Annotated in this window: 20 protein-coding genes and 1 tRNA gene; 10 read left to right on the top strand and 11 right to left on the bottom strand. The window is 42.5% G+C overall.

Annotation, left to right across the window (positions count from 1 at the left end; all coding sequences use genetic code 11):
• Nucleotides 1-733, top strand: a 733-nt coding sequence (locus tag AB7U21_RS05110; protein ID WP_428387471.1) for a nitric oxide reductase activation protein NorD, incomplete at its 5' end; no start/stop codon positions are given.
• Between the two features lie 54 nt (nucleotides 734-787).
• Here the strand turns inward: AB7U21_RS05110 and AB7U21_RS05105 are convergent.
• A complete protein-coding gene (locus AB7U21_RS05105; protein ID WP_333788116.1) occupies nucleotides 788-979 on the bottom strand; it encodes a hypothetical protein in 192 nt (63 codons plus the stop codon).
• A 394-nt stretch (nucleotides 980-1,373) separates the two neighbouring features.
• On the opposite strand from AB7U21_RS05105, the gene AB7U21_RS05100 reads away from it, so the two are divergent.
• Nucleotides 1,374-1,667 (top strand): SemiSWEET transporter, encoded by a 294-nt coding sequence (locus AB7U21_RS05100; protein ID WP_333788117.1) that lies wholly within the window; start codon nucleotides 1,374-1,376, stop codon nucleotides 1,665-1,667.
• Nucleotides 1,668-1,749: 82 nt separating this feature from the next.
• On the opposite strand, the gene AB7U21_RS05095 is transcribed toward AB7U21_RS05100, so the two are convergent.
• The 3 genes from AB7U21_RS05095 to AB7U21_RS05085 all read right to left on the bottom strand — a co-directional run bounded on the left by AB7U21_RS05095 (nucleotide 1,750) and on the right by AB7U21_RS05085 (nucleotide 3,034).
• Entirely contained in the window at nucleotides 1,750-2,019 is a 270-nt protein-coding gene (locus AB7U21_RS05095; RefSeq protein ID WP_292352903.1) for a CxxC-x17-CxxC domain-containing protein, read from the bottom strand.
• A gap of 374 nt (nucleotides 2,020-2,393) precedes the next feature.
• Nucleotides 2,394-2,780 (bottom strand): Mov34/MPN/PAD-1 family protein, encoded by a 387-nt coding sequence (locus tag AB7U21_RS05090; RefSeq protein WP_333788118.1) that lies wholly within the window; start codon nucleotides 2,778-2,780, stop codon nucleotides 2,394-2,396.
• A 47-nt stretch (nucleotides 2,781-2,827) separates the two neighbouring features.
• Entirely contained in the window at nucleotides 2,828-3,034 is a 207-nt protein-coding gene (locus AB7U21_RS05085; protein WP_333788119.1) for a hypothetical protein, read from the bottom strand.
• A 652-nt stretch (nucleotides 3,035-3,686) separates the two neighbouring features.
• On the opposite strand from AB7U21_RS05085, the gene AB7U21_RS05080 reads away from it, so the two are divergent.
• The gene (locus AB7U21_RS05080; protein ID WP_428387467.1) at nucleotides 3,687-4,106 is read left to right on the top strand and encodes a PaaI family thioesterase; all 420 of its coding nucleotides are present in this window, start codon (nucleotides 3,687-3,689) and stop codon (nucleotides 4,104-4,106) included.
• Between the two features lie 66 nt (nucleotides 4,107-4,172).
• On the opposite strand, the gene AB7U21_RS05075 is transcribed toward AB7U21_RS05080, so the two are convergent.
• Nucleotides 4,173-5,021, bottom strand: a complete 849-nt coding sequence (locus AB7U21_RS05075; protein ID WP_428387465.1) for a methanogenesis marker 8 protein — start codon at nucleotides 5,019-5,021, stop codon at nucleotides 4,173-4,175.
• A 50-nt stretch (nucleotides 5,022-5,071) separates the two neighbouring features.
• Nucleotides 5,072-6,373, bottom strand: a complete 1,302-nt coding sequence (locus tag AB7U21_RS05070) for a phenylacetate--CoA ligase (protein ID WP_333788125.1) — start codon at nucleotides 6,371-6,373, stop codon at nucleotides 5,072-5,074.
• Between the two features lie 269 nt (nucleotides 6,374-6,642).
• Between AB7U21_RS05070 and AB7U21_RS05065 the strand changes: the two genes are divergently transcribed.
• Together AB7U21_RS05065 and AB7U21_RS05060 are read left to right on the top strand one after the other, a co-directional pair.
• Nucleotides 6,643-7,935 carry a hypothetical protein gene (locus tag AB7U21_RS05065; RefSeq protein ID WP_333788122.1) on the top strand — a complete coding sequence of 431 codons (1,293 nt, stop codon included), beginning with the start codon at nucleotides 6,643-6,645 and terminating at the stop codon, nucleotides 7,933-7,935.
• A 149-nt stretch (nucleotides 7,936-8,084) separates the two neighbouring features.
• On the top strand, nucleotides 8,085-8,555 hold the full coding sequence (locus AB7U21_RS05060; protein ID WP_333788123.1) for a DUF5788 family protein: 471 nt from the start codon (nucleotides 8,085-8,087) through the stop codon (nucleotides 8,553-8,555).
• Nucleotides 8,556-8,577: 22 nt separating this feature from the next.
• On the opposite strand, the gene AB7U21_RS05055 is transcribed toward AB7U21_RS05060, so the two are convergent.
• Together AB7U21_RS05055 and AB7U21_RS05050 are read right to left on the bottom strand one after the other, a co-directional pair.
• Nucleotides 8,578-8,817: a DUF3795 domain-containing protein gene (locus AB7U21_RS05055; RefSeq protein ID WP_428387462.1), complete on the bottom strand. Its 240-nt coding sequence runs from the start codon at nucleotides 8,815-8,817 to the stop codon at nucleotides 8,578-8,580.
• Between the two features lie 172 nt (nucleotides 8,818-8,989).
• A complete protein-coding gene (locus tag AB7U21_RS05050) occupies nucleotides 8,990-9,283 on the bottom strand; it encodes a DUF1059 domain-containing protein (protein WP_333788305.1) in 294 nt (97 codons plus the stop codon).
• A 213-nt stretch (nucleotides 9,284-9,496) separates the two neighbouring features.
• On the opposite strand from AB7U21_RS05050, the gene AB7U21_RS05045 reads away from it, so the two are divergent.
• From AB7U21_RS05045 to AB7U21_RS05030, 4 genes are all read left to right on the top strand, one after another.
• Nucleotides 9,497-9,748: a Gar1/Naf1 family protein gene (locus AB7U21_RS05045; protein ID WP_333788304.1), complete on the top strand. Its 252-nt coding sequence runs from the start codon at nucleotides 9,497-9,499 to the stop codon at nucleotides 9,746-9,748.
• 90 nt (nucleotides 9,749-9,838) lie between these two features.
• Nucleotides 9,839-10,852, top strand: coding sequence for a transcription initiation factor IIB (locus AB7U21_RS05040; RefSeq protein WP_292352913.1), 1,014 nt, complete (start codon nucleotides 9,839-9,841; stop codon nucleotides 10,850-10,852).
• Between the two features lie 75 nt (nucleotides 10,853-10,927).
• Nucleotides 10,928-11,551 (top strand): LysE family transporter, encoded by a 624-nt coding sequence (locus AB7U21_RS05035; RefSeq protein ID WP_333788303.1) that lies wholly within the window; start codon nucleotides 10,928-10,930, stop codon nucleotides 11,549-11,551.
• Nucleotides 11,548-12,546, top strand: a complete 999-nt coding sequence (locus AB7U21_RS05030; RefSeq protein WP_428387459.1) for a class I SAM-dependent methyltransferase — start codon at nucleotides 11,548-11,550, stop codon at nucleotides 12,544-12,546. Before AB7U21_RS05035 ends, AB7U21_RS05030 begins: the two co-directional genes overlap by 4 nt.
• Before the next feature lie 23 nt (nucleotides 12,547-12,569).
• Here the strand turns inward: AB7U21_RS05030 and AB7U21_RS05025 are convergent, their stop codons facing one another.
• The 3 genes from AB7U21_RS05025 to AB7U21_RS05015 all read right to left on the bottom strand — a co-directional run bounded on the left by AB7U21_RS05025 (nucleotide 12,570) and on the right by AB7U21_RS05015 (nucleotide 14,926).
• Nucleotides 12,570-13,175 (bottom strand): nitroreductase family protein, encoded by a 606-nt coding sequence (locus AB7U21_RS05025; RefSeq protein ID WP_428387457.1) that lies wholly within the window; start codon nucleotides 13,173-13,175, stop codon nucleotides 12,570-12,572.
• Between the two features lie 218 nt (nucleotides 13,176-13,393).
• Nucleotides 13,394-14,269 carry a cation diffusion facilitator family transporter gene (locus AB7U21_RS05020; RefSeq protein ID WP_333788300.1) on the bottom strand — a complete coding sequence of 292 codons (876 nt, stop codon included), beginning with the start codon at nucleotides 14,267-14,269 and terminating at the stop codon, nucleotides 13,394-13,396.
• Between the two features lie 195 nt (nucleotides 14,270-14,464).
• On the bottom strand, nucleotides 14,465-14,926 hold the full coding sequence (locus AB7U21_RS05015; RefSeq protein WP_428387455.1) for a DUF1648 domain-containing protein: 462 nt from the start codon (nucleotides 14,924-14,926) through the stop codon (nucleotides 14,465-14,467).
• Between the two features lie 217 nt (nucleotides 14,927-15,143).
• Here AB7U21_RS05015 and AB7U21_RS05010 point away from each other — a divergent pair.
• A tRNA-Thr gene (locus tag AB7U21_RS05010) sits at nucleotides 15,144-15,215 on the top strand.
• Nucleotides 15,216-15,733: the final 518 nt, after the last annotated feature.

Genomic DNA, 15,733 nt, shown 5'->3' with positions numbered 1-15,733 from the left:
TGAATCCTTCCACAAGTTAAAAGGACAGACAGATGGCACTGAGATTGATATCGATATGTTCATAGAAGCCCTCATGCAGAAAAGATGTGGTGCGGATCAGGATGATCGTTTTTATGTGCGGTGGGATAAGAGAGAAAGGGATGTGGCTACGATTTTCCTTGTAGATGTCAGTGCTTCCACCTCCAAAAAACTGGACACTGGCGGGCAGAGCATTATAGATGTGGAAAAAGACTCTTTGATCATAATGAGCCAGGCACTGGAAAGTATTGGAGACAAATATGCTATCTACGCTTTCTCCGGCCATACCCGCAATGATGTGGAGTATTACATAATAAAGGAGTTCAATGAGGATTTTTCCGGTACTGTGGCCAACAGGATCAGCCTGCTGGAACCAGTGGCTAACACTCGACTTGGGCCCGTGATCAGGCATTCCATAGCAAAGTTGGAACAGGTGCAGGCAACTACTAAGATGATAGTGCTCCTTTCAGATGGAGAACCCTATGATACCTGTCATGGAGAAGGAGCATACGAAGGACGCATGGCAGAAGAGGATACAAGGGTAGCCATCCAGGAAGGCAATGCCAGGAACATACATTTCTTCTGTATAACAGTAGATAAAGTTCCGGGAAACTATCTTGATACCATCTTCTCAAATGTTGGTTACACGATAATAGACGATGCGCAGGTGCTTCCTGCAAGGCTTCCGGCATTGTACAAGAAACTTACGACATGAACGTGCATAACTTATCCAAATAATATTGCTCTTTAAATGAATGTCAGGAGCAGGTCAGGTAAAACAATTTGAACACACATCCCTGTTATTGTGTGTTTCATCATCGGATATCTCTTTTTCCATCAGCTGAACCAGGCAAATTACATTGTTGTATGCTTTTGAAGCTTCCTGTAAACTGAAAGTTGCTGCAAAGGTGTGCAATAGTTTAAGAGTATCGAGGAGTTCTGAGGATTCTATGAGAACCATGGAACTATCACCATTAGTATTGTCAATTTGGGATTATCCGTTTCTGCAAGCCTATAGCGATCCACGGAAGCAGGAGGGTGGAACATACCCACCTTTTAATATGGATGTAGGCACCCAGCAAAGATGTCTTCTGAACAGTCCAATGACATTGTAATATATAACAAAGCCTTGCATTAATTCACAATACCCATGATACTTTTCAGCTCACATGAGTATTTTAATACTTTAATGTAATTTTGCAATGGTGCATGAACACCATGCTTAGCAATGAGACCTTTTAAAGATCATAAAAAAGAGAGCAAACATCAGATCAGTTTTTAAACTTAGATGTACTTTAATAATATATAAATTATGCATTCGACTATTAAAAGATACAATCTAAAAGAGGTACCTTATGATCGGTTATCTGGCAGGGACACTTACAACTCTCGCTTTTGCACCTCAGCTTCTGAAAGCTTTGAAGACAAAGTCCACAAAAGACATCTCATTATTGATGCTTTTGTGTTCTACGACAGGTATGACATTATGGTTGTACCATGGGTTGCTGATCAAAGATATGGCTTTGGTATTGGCTAATTCTGTTTCAGTAGCTCTGGCTTCAACTCTGCTCGTGTACAAACTGAAGAGGGATCACTTTGAATTGAACAGGGATACTGCATCGACCAATGATGGTACGATCGGAGTATAGAATAAATTGAAATGAAACATTTAAAAAATGAAGCGACTGTACAAATAATGTACATCACTTCAGCAAAGATCAATAAGTGTATTTAGTATCTCTTTGGTGGTCTGTGCTTCTGGTAGCATTCCCTGCAGTATACAGGTCTGTCACCGGATGGCACGAATGGCACTTCGGTTTCCTGTCCACAGTCAGCGCAGGTTGCTTTATGCATTTCCCTCGGACCGCTTGGCCTGAATCCACCGCTTCCGCCTCTTGAACCGCCACTTCCGCCGGACCTGAATCCACCGCTTCCGCCTCTTGAACCGCCACTTCCGCCGGACCTGAATCCGCCACTTCCGCCTCTTCTATCGTTGTTCATATTTGATATCCTTTGTTGTTTTATTGTATTGGTGTGTCTCAGTATGTTAAACTGAGGATTTGTGTATGAGCGACCGATCTGGCTTTAAATCTCTATTTTGCAAAAACCACAAACTTGCGGATAAGCATACTGTATCTATAACAATACCTTTAAAAAAGGCATTAGGAACAGCTTCAGTTGAGACCGAATAATTCACCTTGATCAATGCAACCCATTCTCTGCATTCAGTCAATTAACCTAAAAGAAGCAAACAGAAACGGTATTATCCTTTTCTTTACTCGCCAACTAAGCTAACTGCAATTGTCATACTGGTATTTTTAATATATATACTTGTTGCTTTTCCGAAAAAAAACAACTTCAGTATGCATAAAGGCTTACTCATCTGTTTGATCATCTATTATTTGCAGTTCCCGCTCTTCACCTTCGGCATTAAAACATGTCCAGCTTTGAAGGTCGTAGGGGTATCCTACTATTATGTGGTAATTCCCTGTCTTCCCGAACATCTGCAGATCTGCACTGGATGGCTTGATGATCCCTCCGGGGTGGCTATGCACGGAACCTACAGTAGAAATATTGGGCATCATGTACAGTCGCAGCAAAGCACTGCTTTCTCCAGCTTCTGTTCCCGGCAAGATCAGCACTTCGGTTATAATGCCATCTTCTGCCTGAAGCAAGCCCGCGAACTCATTCGGATAAGATGACCTGCTGACCTCTAAAATAAATATAAGGGTATCTCTGGAAATACCTTTTATTTTCTTCATGGAACAAAGATGAATAACTAAATGTATATAGGTATTTAGGGCAAATATCACGCGTTCAGTACGGCAACCATGGATCCCAGAAAGCTCCAGTCATAAAGTCCTACAAGTATATTGTTTGCTGTAAGAACAATGCCAAGTATGGCTACTGAAGATTTTAGTCCTTCTTTTAGGTATGGTGCTATCTCGTGCCTGCAATTGTTCAGTACGTAGAAATTGACCACCAGCAAGGCCACAAATAATAATTTAAGCAGCAACAAGCCATAGATCCCGCTGCCTGAGATAAAGGGACTAAGAAGTATGTTGCCTTCCTGTCCGTTAGGAAGAGCATATACCGTGCTCAGCCAATCACCTATTACATAGAACAGAATAATTATACGTATTTCCCAGAGAATACTTCTAAGGGAAGAGTTAGTGTGTTCCGTTTTATACCACCTGGTTAAACCTAAGAGAATCTTAAATAAATACTTATCTATATTTTGTTGAATAATATAGAAAAAAAAAGATATTAGGAGGAGGTATTAAAAAAGAAAAAAAGGATAGGAGGAGAATAATATGTAAGTTTGTATGTTATCACAGGAGAGTCAGATCACCCCGTGATAATTGAACAATGAGTAGTATGCAAGCGTTGCTATGGCCATTGTTATCAGCACTATGACGAGCTGCGTCATTTCTGTTTCGTGTCCGTACTTTTCTATCATGGTTGATCATGACAATAAAGTAACTAATCATATATAAGGTTATCTGGAAAATATCATGATTAATAATTTTCATTATTTTTTATGCTGTTTTATTCAGCTGTTCATTTATTGATAGGCCATAGCAGACAAGATCCCTGATCCATAATCGGCAGATTTTTAGTCCTTCTGCAGCATTTAGTTATAGCTTGAATATGAAGGAGTGTTCACAGTGCAGGAAAAGATTACACCACTAATGGAACTATTGTCCAAGGACAGGTTTGCAGCTCATTGTAATATGGAATTGCTTGAGGTAAGGCCCGGATACGCAAAAGCTCACATGCTGATAGCAGATGAGCATCTTAATGCCTTCGGCACTGTACACGGAGGAGCGATCTTCACCCTTGCAGATCTGGTATTCGGCAGTGCCTCGAATGCTCATGGCAGAGTTGCAGTGGCAATAAATTGTTCCATAGCATTCGTGAAAGCGGCAAGAAAAGGATATTTGACCGCAGAGGCCAGGGAAGTATCGCTCGGCCACAAATTGGCGACCTATGTAATTACCATAACAGATGAGGAGAACGAGATGATCGCAACCTTCCAGGGTACGGTATACAGGAAAAATGAAACAATAGAAGGGCTGATAGCTTAAGGTCAATAACAGACAAAAAAAGTGGTCCTGTCATACTATATGTCTATGGAACCCTTTCAATTGTCCTCATATCAATTCCCTGGGTTGCTTTTGATCAGGTAGTACCGGAAGAGGCATGGTGTTTATAAGTATGGGGCTGTCTACTTCCTTTGCGCGTTCAAGTAACAGCTCCTTACCTTTTTGTGTCACTGCGAACAGGGGCACTGCCGTGCCCACCTGTGCAACTGGTTTTATGAGTGTCCGCAGGTTCCTGGAGGCACACGCTGTTACAATATCAGTGTATTTCAGCAGCTCAGCAGCATTTTCTTTTGTGAGGGCCGTTGTATGAGCAGCTATTATAAAAACATCCAGATCCTGTGCACTCTCAAGGTCCCTTATCCTTGAAGCTGTCAGAGCATCTATTACAGAAACGGCTATCTTCCTGTGGCCCATTTGTGCGGCTCTTTCCACACCTTTGACCGGATCGATGCTTGCATGCTGCGGATCAAGAACAGTACCATTCCTTTGTTCAATGCCTGCGATGACCTCAGCGATCGGTTCAGTCTCCACGAGACCCGATATCCGCGCTCCCATTCCCTGTACAAGTCTCGGATTGGCAGTAATGACGGTGCCTGCCCCATCACATACAGTTACCGTGGCATCCAGCAGACCTCTGTTAAGACCTGTCATCATCACTTCAGAAGCACCGAAACCCACGAACACATCCATCTCGAGTTTTCGTTGTGGAGTGAACAAGCCGAAATCCCGGATGCGGAACTCCATGTTCTTCCGAACTTCCTCTGAGTTGATCTCTTTGATACCTCTGGCCTTTTCAAAGAGAGGGCACCATTCGATCTGTGGTTCACCTACTTCTATGACCTTGCCATCTTTTACAACTACCCTTGCCATTCCAAGGATTTCCATAACATGTACCATTTTTATATCACCTTATTTGCAGTTCTTGCTGAACTATTAAACGAAGAAGATCAAAGAGCATTCCGCCTGTCAATGACCTTCTTGGACTTCCCCTCACTACGGGGTATGGAGCCTTTCTCAGCCAATTCCACATTAGTACGTATGTTCAGAACGCTTTGCAGTTCATTTTCCACATGTTTTTGCAGCGCAGCCAGATCACGCAGCTCACCTGTAAAAGCGTTATCGGTGATCTCCACTTTCACGGTGATCTCATCAAGCATTTTCTTATTCCTGTCCAGTATTACCTGGAAATGTTCCGTGATCTCAGGGATCTTCACTATGACGTCTTCTATCTGTGACGGGAATACATTTATTCCCCTGACTATGAGCATGTCATCAGCTCGGCCTAATAATCTTGAGATACGCACAGAAGTGCGACCACATGCACACTCGCTTTCCAGTAGACGCGTGATATCACCTGTCCTGTATCTTATGATAGGAAGCGCCTCTTTGGTAAGAGATGTTAGCACGAGTTCGCCTTTTTCTCCTTCTGCTACCTGTTCGCCATCCTGGTCAAGTACCTCTGCAAAGAAATGATCGCTCCAGAGGTGCAGACCATCCTGCTCCTGACACTCAAAGGCCACGCCCGGGCCCATGAGCTCAGAAAGTCCATAGGAGTCATATGCCTTGATGTTGAGTATGTTCTCAAGCTGTTTCCGGGTGTTCGATGACCATGGTTCCGCACCGAAACATCCTACACGCAGGGACAATTTGTCAACTATGTCCATCTCCCTTGCGGTCTCAGCAAGATAAAGAGCATAAGAAGGCGTGCAGTGCAGTGCTGTTACTCCAAAATCCATCATCATCTCAAGCTGACGTACAGTGCTGCCGGTACCGCTGGGAACTGTCATAGCACCTATCTTTTCAGCTCCGTAGTGGAACCCAAGCCCGCCTGTAAAAAGGCCATAGTTCACTGCATTCTGGAATACATCATCCTTGCCAAGACCTACCATGGTCAGATTGCGTGCCAGGAGATCTGACCACGCTTCCAGATCGTTCCTGGTGTATCCTACGACAGTTGGTTTACCGCTTGTACCTGAAGACGCATGGATACGCACTATATCTTTTTTAGGCACGGCAAAAAGACCGAAAGGATAGTTATCCCGCAAATCGGTCTTACGGGTAAAAGGAAGGCGCCTCAGATCATCCAGAGATCGGATATCTTCAGGCTTGATACCTGCCTCTCTGAACCTGCGGGCATAGAAAGGAACATTATTATAAGTTGCAGCCACTGTTTTTTTTAACCTAGTGAGCTGTAATTCCTTGAGTTCTTCATGACCCATGGTCTCATATTTTGGCTGCCAGTATTTCATGTGAGTATCTCCTGAATGTTCATTCCTCATGGTTTTTCCTATTTATATCGTTTACTATATTTCCATTTGACGTGATCCGAAAAATAACAAGCGGTAACCTTATCTTTGTTGAAATGAGGGATGTTTAAGCATTCTCTACCGGACTATGTACACACTACTTCAGAGTATGTACAGATTTTCGTTTTTTATGCCATAATACTTACATGCGTGTGCACAGTATTACTATAATAAAAAAGGAATAGAAAAACGAAATATAAAAACGGGATAATATGTATCACTATGAAAAACGGTTACTTAGGTCCATCTTTCTTTTTTTCACAGTATTGTCCATAGGTTTCATTTCTCCGGTCTCCGGTGGCTGGAACCAGACAATTACGGATATAGATGTTACATATGAGGTTTCATCTGACGGAAAGAACGTGCATGTGCTCAGACAGGTCACGTTTGAGAACAAGGACGAAGATACCAGGTTCTGGAGGGGATATTATTCAAGCTTCAACTATTACTTCCCGCAAAATGCAAAGAACATCTATGCCTACGAGAAAGAAAGCGGCAATGGTCTTAGCTGGGATCTGATGCCTGGGGGATACTACACTTTCAACCTGAATAAAAAAATATGGTATGGTGATTCTTATGTATTTTACATTGAATATGATCTTCCACGCAACAGTAACACTGCAGTGTTCAGCATAATGGAATCCGGTAATAGGACGAAGGTTGTATTACGGACACCTCAATCCTATGAAACTGATATTGAAAGAAAGGATTATCATATGCTTGAACAGGGAGAATTCACTGAATTTGTTTTCCCCCGAGGAGCTACCTGGAAAAACCCCTGCCAGGTAACATGTGTGAATCATACGGATATGCAGGAGATAAAGAGTGTTGTCCGCCTCAGTGAAAAAGATGTGGGAATAACTGTCAGGTTCTGGGAAGGAGAAGATGCCTGGGGAAAGCATATTCTACATACAACAATGCAAAGTCTTGAGTTGCTCGAAAATATCACCGGGTTTCCATACCCTCCTCAATATAACATCACTATAGTCCAGGCAAGCGTTGAAGACACTCAAGGTTATGGGGGCTTTAACCAGGGAAGTAAAGGTATATATCTTCTTCATACTTCCAGCGATGCCATACTGATCCACGAACTCGCTCACTATTGGACACGTGACTGTCATTTTTCACACATCTGGATGGACGAAGGACATGCGGACCTATATACATATCTTGTCCTGGAACAAACTAATCCGGAGATAGCTATAAAAAGAAAAGACAAGTCTTTAGAAACTTACCAAAAGCTGGAAAGAAAATATGATATATCACTTTCTACGTGGGATACTGCAGATAATTTCGATTCGACCAACGGAGAGGAGATCCAGTTCGGTTACAGTAAAGCTTTCACTGCGATCTATTTGGTATACGAGGACCTCGGATCAGATACGATGCAGACTGGTTGGCAATGTTTAAGTGAACTTGGCCGAACGGTCGATGAACAATGCTTCATCCAGGTTATGGAAGAAACATCGGGTAAAGATATCGGATATATTGAAGAATACCTGTAATGGAAGTGGAAATTTAAAGGATGGATCCTGACAAAGTGATATGGTTCAAGAGGTTCACGATCTTTCGATCATTATCCATAAGATTGTTTTTTGTCTTACTTTGGCTTTAAGTAATAGTACATCATTTCTTTTTAGATTGAGGTACGATCATGGATAATGACAGGGAAATGGAACAAAATAATAAGCTTATAACCGAATGGGAAAGAAAGCAGCTTCTTGCAGCATTGCACACACGTCTTTTCTGGGTGGGAGAAAAAATACCTTATTTTGTTGAAATGGATGGAAAAAAATGTAAGCTGCATGACAGGGTATGGGAGCTGATCAACAAGGACATCTTATCCGAAGATGACAAGCAGGAAATTGAAACATGTATTGCATTACTAAAAGATAAGGAAAGAATAGACGAAGTTGAGCTGGAAACTAAAGAAATGACCCTTGAAGAAGCAAAAAAGCTGTCTGATGAAACCGCAGGGTTGTTACGCGCCATAATGGACCTGAGGGAAATCGAGGAAGGTATCTCTAAAGAAAAGGAGAACGAATTCCACGAGATATTTTCAGCCCAACGCACTGAAGAGATACGCAGATGGTTGAATTTCTTAAAAGATGCCGGCAAAATATAATTTTTAAAATGATAACTTTATATCAGAATCCTTTTCCTGCAATATATTCACAGTAGCCATAACTGATCGGGCCAGATTTTGTAGTCTCACAGGGAAAGTCTGCACATTCAAAACATAGTCGGACATCTTTGCTGAAAGCACAACTGGCGATCTTACAAAACTCATTTTGTCTTGGAGTGCAGCCAGATTTCCCATTAGGACACTGGCCGGAAGTCATTCTGGGGCATTTCTCGCAAGCAATACCGCACACGCCTATCTTCATATGGTATGATCTCCTATGGTTTATATAATAGCACTTCATCGTCTTATTTTAAAATGTTGTATGTAAGTATAAATTCTGTATTTCGTTCGCTTAGATGCTGTCAGCGTGAGCTGAAAAAGTTTAAGTTTTTTCCAGCAGGCTCCGAAATAGAGGCAGATCTTAAAGAGTAACGTTATGGACCCTTGTGGAAATTATGGATACGGTACAAAGCATTGCATGCGTTCTTATCATAAACTTCCCCTGGTTTTTCCAGATGGCCACAGCCACAGCTTCGTCCAAGGAAGGTCGCTACCCGATGTCTGAGTTGATGCAGTTCGTCTTCCGACATATTTTTTAACATATCGCTATGTTCTGTTTTAATGTGGGTCCACATGGCTGTTTCAACTTCATCCAGGTCATAGCCATGCGCCATGAAATTACAATTACTTATCCCTACATCATTGCATTTTACAATTCTCATTTTCATAGAAAGTGCCCCATCATACTAGGATAAAAAGTAATCCAAGTGATAGGATATAAAAGCAGTCATTTTGAACTAATACTATGGTGACTCTTTGGTGAGGCATTTTAATAGATAATAAGAGTCACAGAGCTATATTTAAAAGGTGCGAAAAGTATTTATACAACATAGTTGCATTCTATCACCTGAGAGAAAAGAAATATATAGATAATGAGGGATATGAAAAGACTTGGAACAGTGCTTCACGCTTTGGGGAATGCAACCTTGGTCATTCTAGGGGATGATAAGGGGCCCAAAGGGGACAAGCCTCGTATGAATTCTTTTGTGATGGACAAAACTGTCAAGAGGATTGGCAAGGTCACCAGCTATTTTGGTCCGGTGGAAAATCCATATTATATTGTGAAACTTGACAGCCGGGGTAATACTCTGGAAGCTCGGCGTTATTTGAATGAACGTCTATATGTTCAATGACTGAAACATATAAAAATCTAATGTCAGGCTTTTGTCTATAGTCACATAATCACATTCAAGTTCGTCTGTAGTATCTTCAAGGTGAATAAAATGGTCGAAGTCGAAAGGGTACGGTATTCAGACACTTCTGAAAGGGAAAAAATACGTGCTATGATAAAAGCACGTAAAGAGAAAGAACAGAACGCTGAAGTTGAGAATGCAAAGGTCCAGTGTCCGGAATGTGGCAGTCGCAATCTTGTACAGGACTATGAAAGAGCTGAGCTTGTGTGTTCTGAGTGTGGTCTGGTAGTGGATGCTGAATTCGTGGACGAAGGACCTGAGTGGCGTGCTTTCGATCACGATCAGAGGATGAAACGTTCCCGTGTGGGTGCACCCATGACATACACGATACATGACAAGGGTCTGTCCACAATGATCGACTGGAGAAACCGTGACTCTTACGGAAAATCCATCTCCTCCAAGAACAGGGCACAGCTTTACAGGTTAAGGAAGTGGCAGCGCAGAATACGTGTAAGCAACGCCACAGAAAGGAACCTGGCCTTTGCGTTATCAGAACTTGACAGGATGGCATCAGCTCTTGGTCTTCCCAGAACGGTGCGTGAAACAGCTGCTGTCGTGTACAGAAAAGCAGTTGACAAGAACCTTATCCGTGGAAGAAGTATTGAAGGTGTGGCTGCAGCAGCATTATATGCAGCGTGTCGCCAGTGCAGCGTGCCAAGGACGCTGGACGAGATCGGAGAGGTTTCAAGGGTAAGCAGGAAAGAAATCGGAAGGACCTACAGGTTCATTTCCAGGGAATTGTCCCTGAAATTAATGCCTACTTCACCCATAGACTATGTACCAAGGTTCTGTTCAGGCCTTAACCTCAAAGGTGAGGTGCAGTCCAAGGGAGTGGAGATCCTGCGCCAGGCTTCCGAGAAAGAGCTTACCAGTGGCCGAGGGCCAACAGGAGTGGCTGCAGCTGCTATCTATATTGCATCTATCCTCTGCGGTGAGAGAAGGACCCAGAGGGAAGTAGCAGATGTGGCAGGCGTGACAGAGGTCACTATCCGCAACAGGTATAAAGAACTGGCCGAAGAGCTGGACATAGAGATCATCCTTTGATACCATAATGCCTGTGGAAAGGTTTTTACCTTTCTTTTCCTTTTTTGTGCTCACAGCATATAGGCACAGTGGAAAATGTTCGAACTTATAGAGATGCTTACCATAGGTTTTGCGGTCGGTATGTCCGGTGCGCTTGTACCGGGACCGATGTTATTCGCCACGATAGATAGTTCCATGAAGACGGGCTGGACGTCAGGACCGAAGGTGGTACTGGGCCATGCACTGCTGGAGCTTATCATTTGCATTCTGATCGTTATTGGCATGCCCTCCCTTTTAGGCGAGAGGGAAATATCTGCAGTATCGCTTATCGGCGGTGCGGTGCTGATCCTTTTTGGAATATTGACCATAAAGGATGCCCGAAGCGCAGCGTCATCGATAGGTGGGGATATTAATTACATTTCTGCAAATCCTGTGGTTGCAGGCATCATAACATCTGTATCGAATCCTTATTTCTGGATCTGGTGGCTTGCAGCAGGCAGTGCGCTTGTGCTCCATGGTCTTGAGATAAGCCTGTTAGCGGCTGCATTATTTGTATTTGGCCACTGGATGGCGGACCTGAGCTGGTTCAGTATAGTATCAGTATCTTTCAGCAAAAGCAAGCGACTATTGTCTTCAAGGGCGTATGAGAGTGTCCTTCTCTCATGCGGAATATTTCTTATTTTCTTCGGCTCATGGTTTGCCATAGGGGTGCTGTTATGAAGAAGCAATGTATCCAGGTGAATAAGAAAAAAGGTGAGCAGATCCGGAAAGTCCTGATGGAAAAAGGATCACTGGATACAACAGTACGCATCACCTCGGATGAGCAATACATATACATTCCGCTTATCTCTGATGCGGATCTCACGGAGCTGCTGTTTGAAGATGCACTGGTCACTGAACATGAGTTCATGCTGCATGAAAAGCCAGCCACTCTGGAACATATGCTGGGCTACATGCCCAGATATGAGGTTATCGGCAGCATAGCCCTGCTGGAATCCGGGGAAACGGACCTGGAGAGGGCAGCAGATGCATTGCTGCAGGTCAATCCGCATATCAAAACCGTGCTGGCGGCATTATCACCTGTGGAGGGAGAATTCCGCACCCGCAGGTTCACATTCATTAATGGAGAAAATACGACACAGACGGTCCATAGAGAATATGGCTGCAGGTATGCAATTGACATGGAGAAAGCGTATTTCACTCCCCGGCTTGCCACGGAACGTTCCAGGATACTGGAACAGGTAAAAGATGGTGAAGTGATCGCAGACATGTTCGCAGGTGTAGGGCCTTTCAGCATTCTTATCGCAAAGAACCGGCCTTCATGCCGCGTGATAGCCATTGACAAGAATCCGGAAGCTGTTAAGTTCCTCAGGCACAACATCGCTCTTAATGCGGTCAGCAATGTGGAAGCTATTGAAGGAGATGCCAGGGGGGAGGTCCGGAAATATGCCGGGATAGCTGACCATATAGTTATGAACCTGCCCCATACTGCCCAGGAATTCCTAGACGCGGCCATGGTTGTTGCAAAGCCCGGAACTGTGATCCATTACTACGACATCACCCCCGAATCCGACCTGTATTCCACTTCCCTTTCCCACATCGAAACCGCCGCATCCAGGGCCGGTTTTGGTATTGAGCCCATTGCCACTCGCATTGTGCGCTCTTATTCTCCACATCAATTCAACGTCTGCATCGAAGTGAGAATTATGGGCTGAGTGGGATAATTATTTTCGATACCTCACTTTTCATTGAACTTACCTTCAAAGATCAATGCATTGAGTTTCATTCTATCAGAGGGGAATTCCCTTATCCTGTCCTTTTCCTCCAGATCATCGATCTTACCAGGCATTCCTATTGCTACCATGATATTTACATAGTATTCTTTAGGGACATCTAATACTTTAGCGGCCTTATTCTCATCAAAACCCGAAAATGGGTGAACAATCAACCCAAGATTAGTTGCCTGCAATTGCAAATTCTCAAAGGCTGACCCAGCTGAGAATGAATGTGTCCTGTTTTCTGCATCATATTTTGTAAATCTGATCTTAGAAATGATCACCATAAGAACTGCAGCATTCCTGCACCATCTTTTGTTCCCTTCTGCAACCAGATCAAAGAACTCATCCCAGTATTTTGTTCCTTTTTTTGCATAGATGAATCTCCATGGCTGCTCATTGCTTGCACTTGGAGCCCATCTTGCAGCCTCGAATAAACGCATAAGGTCCTTGTCTGGAACAGACTGTCCTGACATTGCTCTTGGAGACCATCTCCTGACAAATAACTCATCAATTTTAAATTCTGGTTTCCTGTATTGATGTACATCTATTTCCGTCGAAATTGTCATTTGATCCACCTATATTCAGAAAAGTAATTCTCACGATTTTTGAATCGTACTCTGATATGTGAACCATGGCATATAGCTTGTTTGAGGGGTTACACAGCAACAGGGGCATGAGGTTCCTTAACAGGATACACGTTCCTTTTCCAGGTACCGGGATTGCTATCATTATCAATGTCTTGAGTATCTGCACCTTATGGCATTATTCTTATATGCTCTTCTGTTCAAGGAGAAGGCTCAAATGAAACTGGTTTTATATGAATGACCACATCCTGGATCCCATCGAACTGCTGCTTTAGTCTATCCTCAACTTGATGGGCGATTGCATGTGATTCCACAATGGATATGTCATCATCTACCCCAATTCTCATGTCTAAAAATATATTACCGGGCACCCCTCTAGTTCGTATCATGGAACATTCCAGCACTCCTTCCACAGAATATGCTACCTCGCATACGTCATCCGGATCAAGTTGTGAATGGTCTAATAGAACAGAAATGTTTTTCGAGATAATAGAATAACCCACATGTATGATCAGTCCTGCGATCACAAGGGCTATCAAAGGGTCTATTATCGGAAATCCTGCTTTGATGGCAATGAGTCCAATAATAACAGAGAGAGAAACATAGATATCACTTTTGGTGTGTATGGAGTCGGCAACAAGTATCTCACTTTGTAGTTTCGTTCCACTTCGATATTCATAGGTCGTAATAAAGTAGTTTACTACCATTGTACCTACCATTATCGCAAAACTTATCGAGGTCACTTCAGGCACATCACCGTTGCCGAACCTGGAAAAAGAAGAACTTACTATCTTAAAAGCCACGGAGATGAGTAAAACTGCAATGAAAACTGATGCCAGGGTTTCGAATTTGCGATGGCCATATGGATGTTCTGCATCCGGAGGCTTGGAAGCAGCCTGGATAACAACCAGACCAACTATGTTGGAAATACCATCAAACAAAGAATGATAACCATCGGATTGCATGCTAAGCGTATTTGTCAATAGGCCATAGCTAATTTTAGCAAAGGAAACTGCCAGATTGAGGAACAGGATCAGGATCATTATATTTCTGATCTTTCTGTAGCGTGCATCCATTTGTACCTTTTAAGCTTTTGATATGGTATTATATAAGATAGTATGATTTTTATCCCGAACAATTGCTGTCTTGACTACATTTTTTCTGTATGGCTACTTTACAACTTTTTATGAAGGACATGTTGGTTTGAAACAAATAGCTCTGTAGAATTGTCACTTAATGATACAACAGGTTCATAGTAAAATATTCATTTTTTATTTCTTATTAATATAAACAATGTGAAGTGCGATCGTTCCAAATATGACGGTCAAAAACACAGGAAGGAAATACTGACTCAGCATTTCGGCCTTTGATGTTTGGAGTGTTATGTAAGCGAATACAGATACAAGCTCAAGTTTGAGTATTGTGATCATGTTGCGTGTATAGTGATAGGCACGTACTCTGTTCTCTTCGGTGATCTTTACAGGCATGTTCCACATAGATGGATAAAAATATGCAACTGTCAATAACAGATAGAGGAACAGGCAGACAAGAACAGGGAAAAATATCATGTTCTTGTTGCTCCAGCTGTCTATCTGGCCCTGAAAGTTGAAATGTGATGGTATTTGCTCAGGGATCATATTCCAATTGGTTATCACATAACCAAATAAGGATAATAGGATAACAAGTGTTAATGCCTCGATCATTAGTTGCGTCTTTGTGTATTTTTGCTTCATGCCATCTATCCTTTAACAGATCCTGCAATAATAATTGACTCTTGGTTCATTAAGAGCAATGGTCAGAGATGGGTGCAGCCATCAAAAGATAATTCAATGGCCCAATTATCTGAAGATGAGGTCAGATGGTTTATATGGGAAGAGTAAAATGCATCGAACTACAATTACAGGCTGAGCGAAATAATTAAATTCTTATGCAATCTTTAGAGAATCAATTGCCTCTGTGGCTTAGCGGTATAGCGGCTGATTCGTAATCAGCAGGTCGAGGGTTCAAATCCCTCCGGGGGCTTTAGATATGGCTATGATTTTATAGCTAAAAGCTTTTGCGGTCAAAACCATAATCCCCTTTTGGAGTGGTAGCTAAAAAGGTGGTATTTGATGGCATTTAACGCTGCAAGATTTACGTTAGGGTTCGCAGGGTATTGGTTATCCTTCATGATGGCATTTGATTCACTTGGAACTGAGCAAGAGCCGTCGCTATACACATTATTTATCAAAGGATCAATATTTGCCCTGATATTTATGGGCACTCATTATTTGGTTACACATAAGTAACTGTCTACGTAGAAGCTCTAGGTTGAGAGATTTTTAATTTTTAATAGAAAGGTATGGGCCGAATGGAATTATAATTTTAAAAAATCAATAATCAGTATCAGATGACATTATGCATATATCTTATTTGGGCCCACCCTTTTAAACAAAGGAAGTATATGCCTTCTTTTTTAAAACAGGGGTAGTAGAAGCCTTATTTCAGCGGAGATGGTTATCGAGTGATATTACCTGGTGTACCTTTAGATAACTTCCGTG

It is taken from the genome of Methanomethylovorans sp. (genome assembly GCF_050177135.1).
In the GTDB taxonomy this organism is placed as follows: domain Archaea; phylum Halobacteriota; class Methanosarcinia; order Methanosarcinales; family Methanosarcinaceae; genus Methanomethylovorans.
This window is presented reverse-complemented; position numbering and strand designations above follow the sequence as displayed.

Coding starts and splice junctions, on each gene's coding strand:
- AB7U21_RS05060 (WP_333788123.1), top strand. CDS start 8,085: ATGGATAATGACAGGGAAATGGAACAAAATAATAAGCTTATAACCGAA.
- AB7U21_RS05075 (WP_428387465.1), bottom strand. CDS start 5,021: ATGGTACATGTTATGGAAATCCTTGGAATGGCAAGGGTAGTTGTAAAA.
- AB7U21_RS05095 (WP_292352903.1), bottom strand. CDS start 2,019: ATGAACAACGATAGAAGAGGCGGAAGTGGCGGATTCAGGTCCGGCGGA.
- AB7U21_RS05050 (WP_333788305.1), bottom strand. CDS start 9,283: ATGAAAATGAGAATTGTAAAATGCAATGATGTAGGGATAAGTAATTGT.
- AB7U21_RS05090 (WP_333788118.1), bottom strand. CDS start 2,780: ATGAAGAAAATAAAAGGTATTTCCAGAGATACCCTTATATTTATTTTA.
- AB7U21_RS05070 (WP_333788125.1), bottom strand. CDS start 6,373: ATGAAATACTGGCAGCCAAAATATGAGACCATGGGTCATGAAGAACTC.
- AB7U21_RS05045 (WP_333788304.1), top strand. CDS start 9,497: ATGAAAAGACTTGGAACAGTGCTTCACGCTTTGGGGAATGCAACCTTG.
- AB7U21_RS05015 (WP_428387455.1), bottom strand. CDS start 14,926: ATGAAGCAAAAATACACAAAGACGCAACTAATGATCGAGGCATTAACA.
- AB7U21_RS05065 (WP_333788122.1), top strand. CDS start 6,643: ATGTATCACTATGAAAAACGGTTACTTAGGTCCATCTTTCTTTTTTTC.
- AB7U21_RS05105 (WP_333788116.1), bottom strand. CDS start 979: ATGGTTCTCATAGAATCCTCAGAACTCCTCGATACTCTTAAACTATTG.
- AB7U21_RS05055 (WP_428387462.1), bottom strand. CDS start 8,817: ATGAAGATAGGCGTGTGCGGTATTGCTTGCGAGAAATGCCCCAGAATG.
- AB7U21_RS05030 (WP_428387459.1), top strand. CDS start 11,548: ATGAAGAAGCAATGTATCCAGGTGAATAAGAAAAAAGGTGAGCAGATC.
- AB7U21_RS05040 (WP_292352913.1), top strand. CDS start 9,839: ATGGTCGAAGTCGAAAGGGTACGGTATTCAGACACTTCTGAAAGGGAA.
- AB7U21_RS05035 (WP_333788303.1), top strand. CDS start 10,928: ATGTTCGAACTTATAGAGATGCTTACCATAGGTTTTGCGGTCGGTATG.
- AB7U21_RS05020 (WP_333788300.1), bottom strand. CDS start 14,269: ATGGATGCACGCTACAGAAAGATCAGAAATATAATGATCCTGATCCTG.
- AB7U21_RS05100 (WP_333788117.1), top strand. CDS start 1,374: ATGATCGGTTATCTGGCAGGGACACTTACAACTCTCGCTTTTGCACCT.
- AB7U21_RS05025 (WP_428387457.1), bottom strand. CDS start 13,175: ATGACAATTTCGACGGAAATAGATGTACATCAATACAGGAAACCAGAA.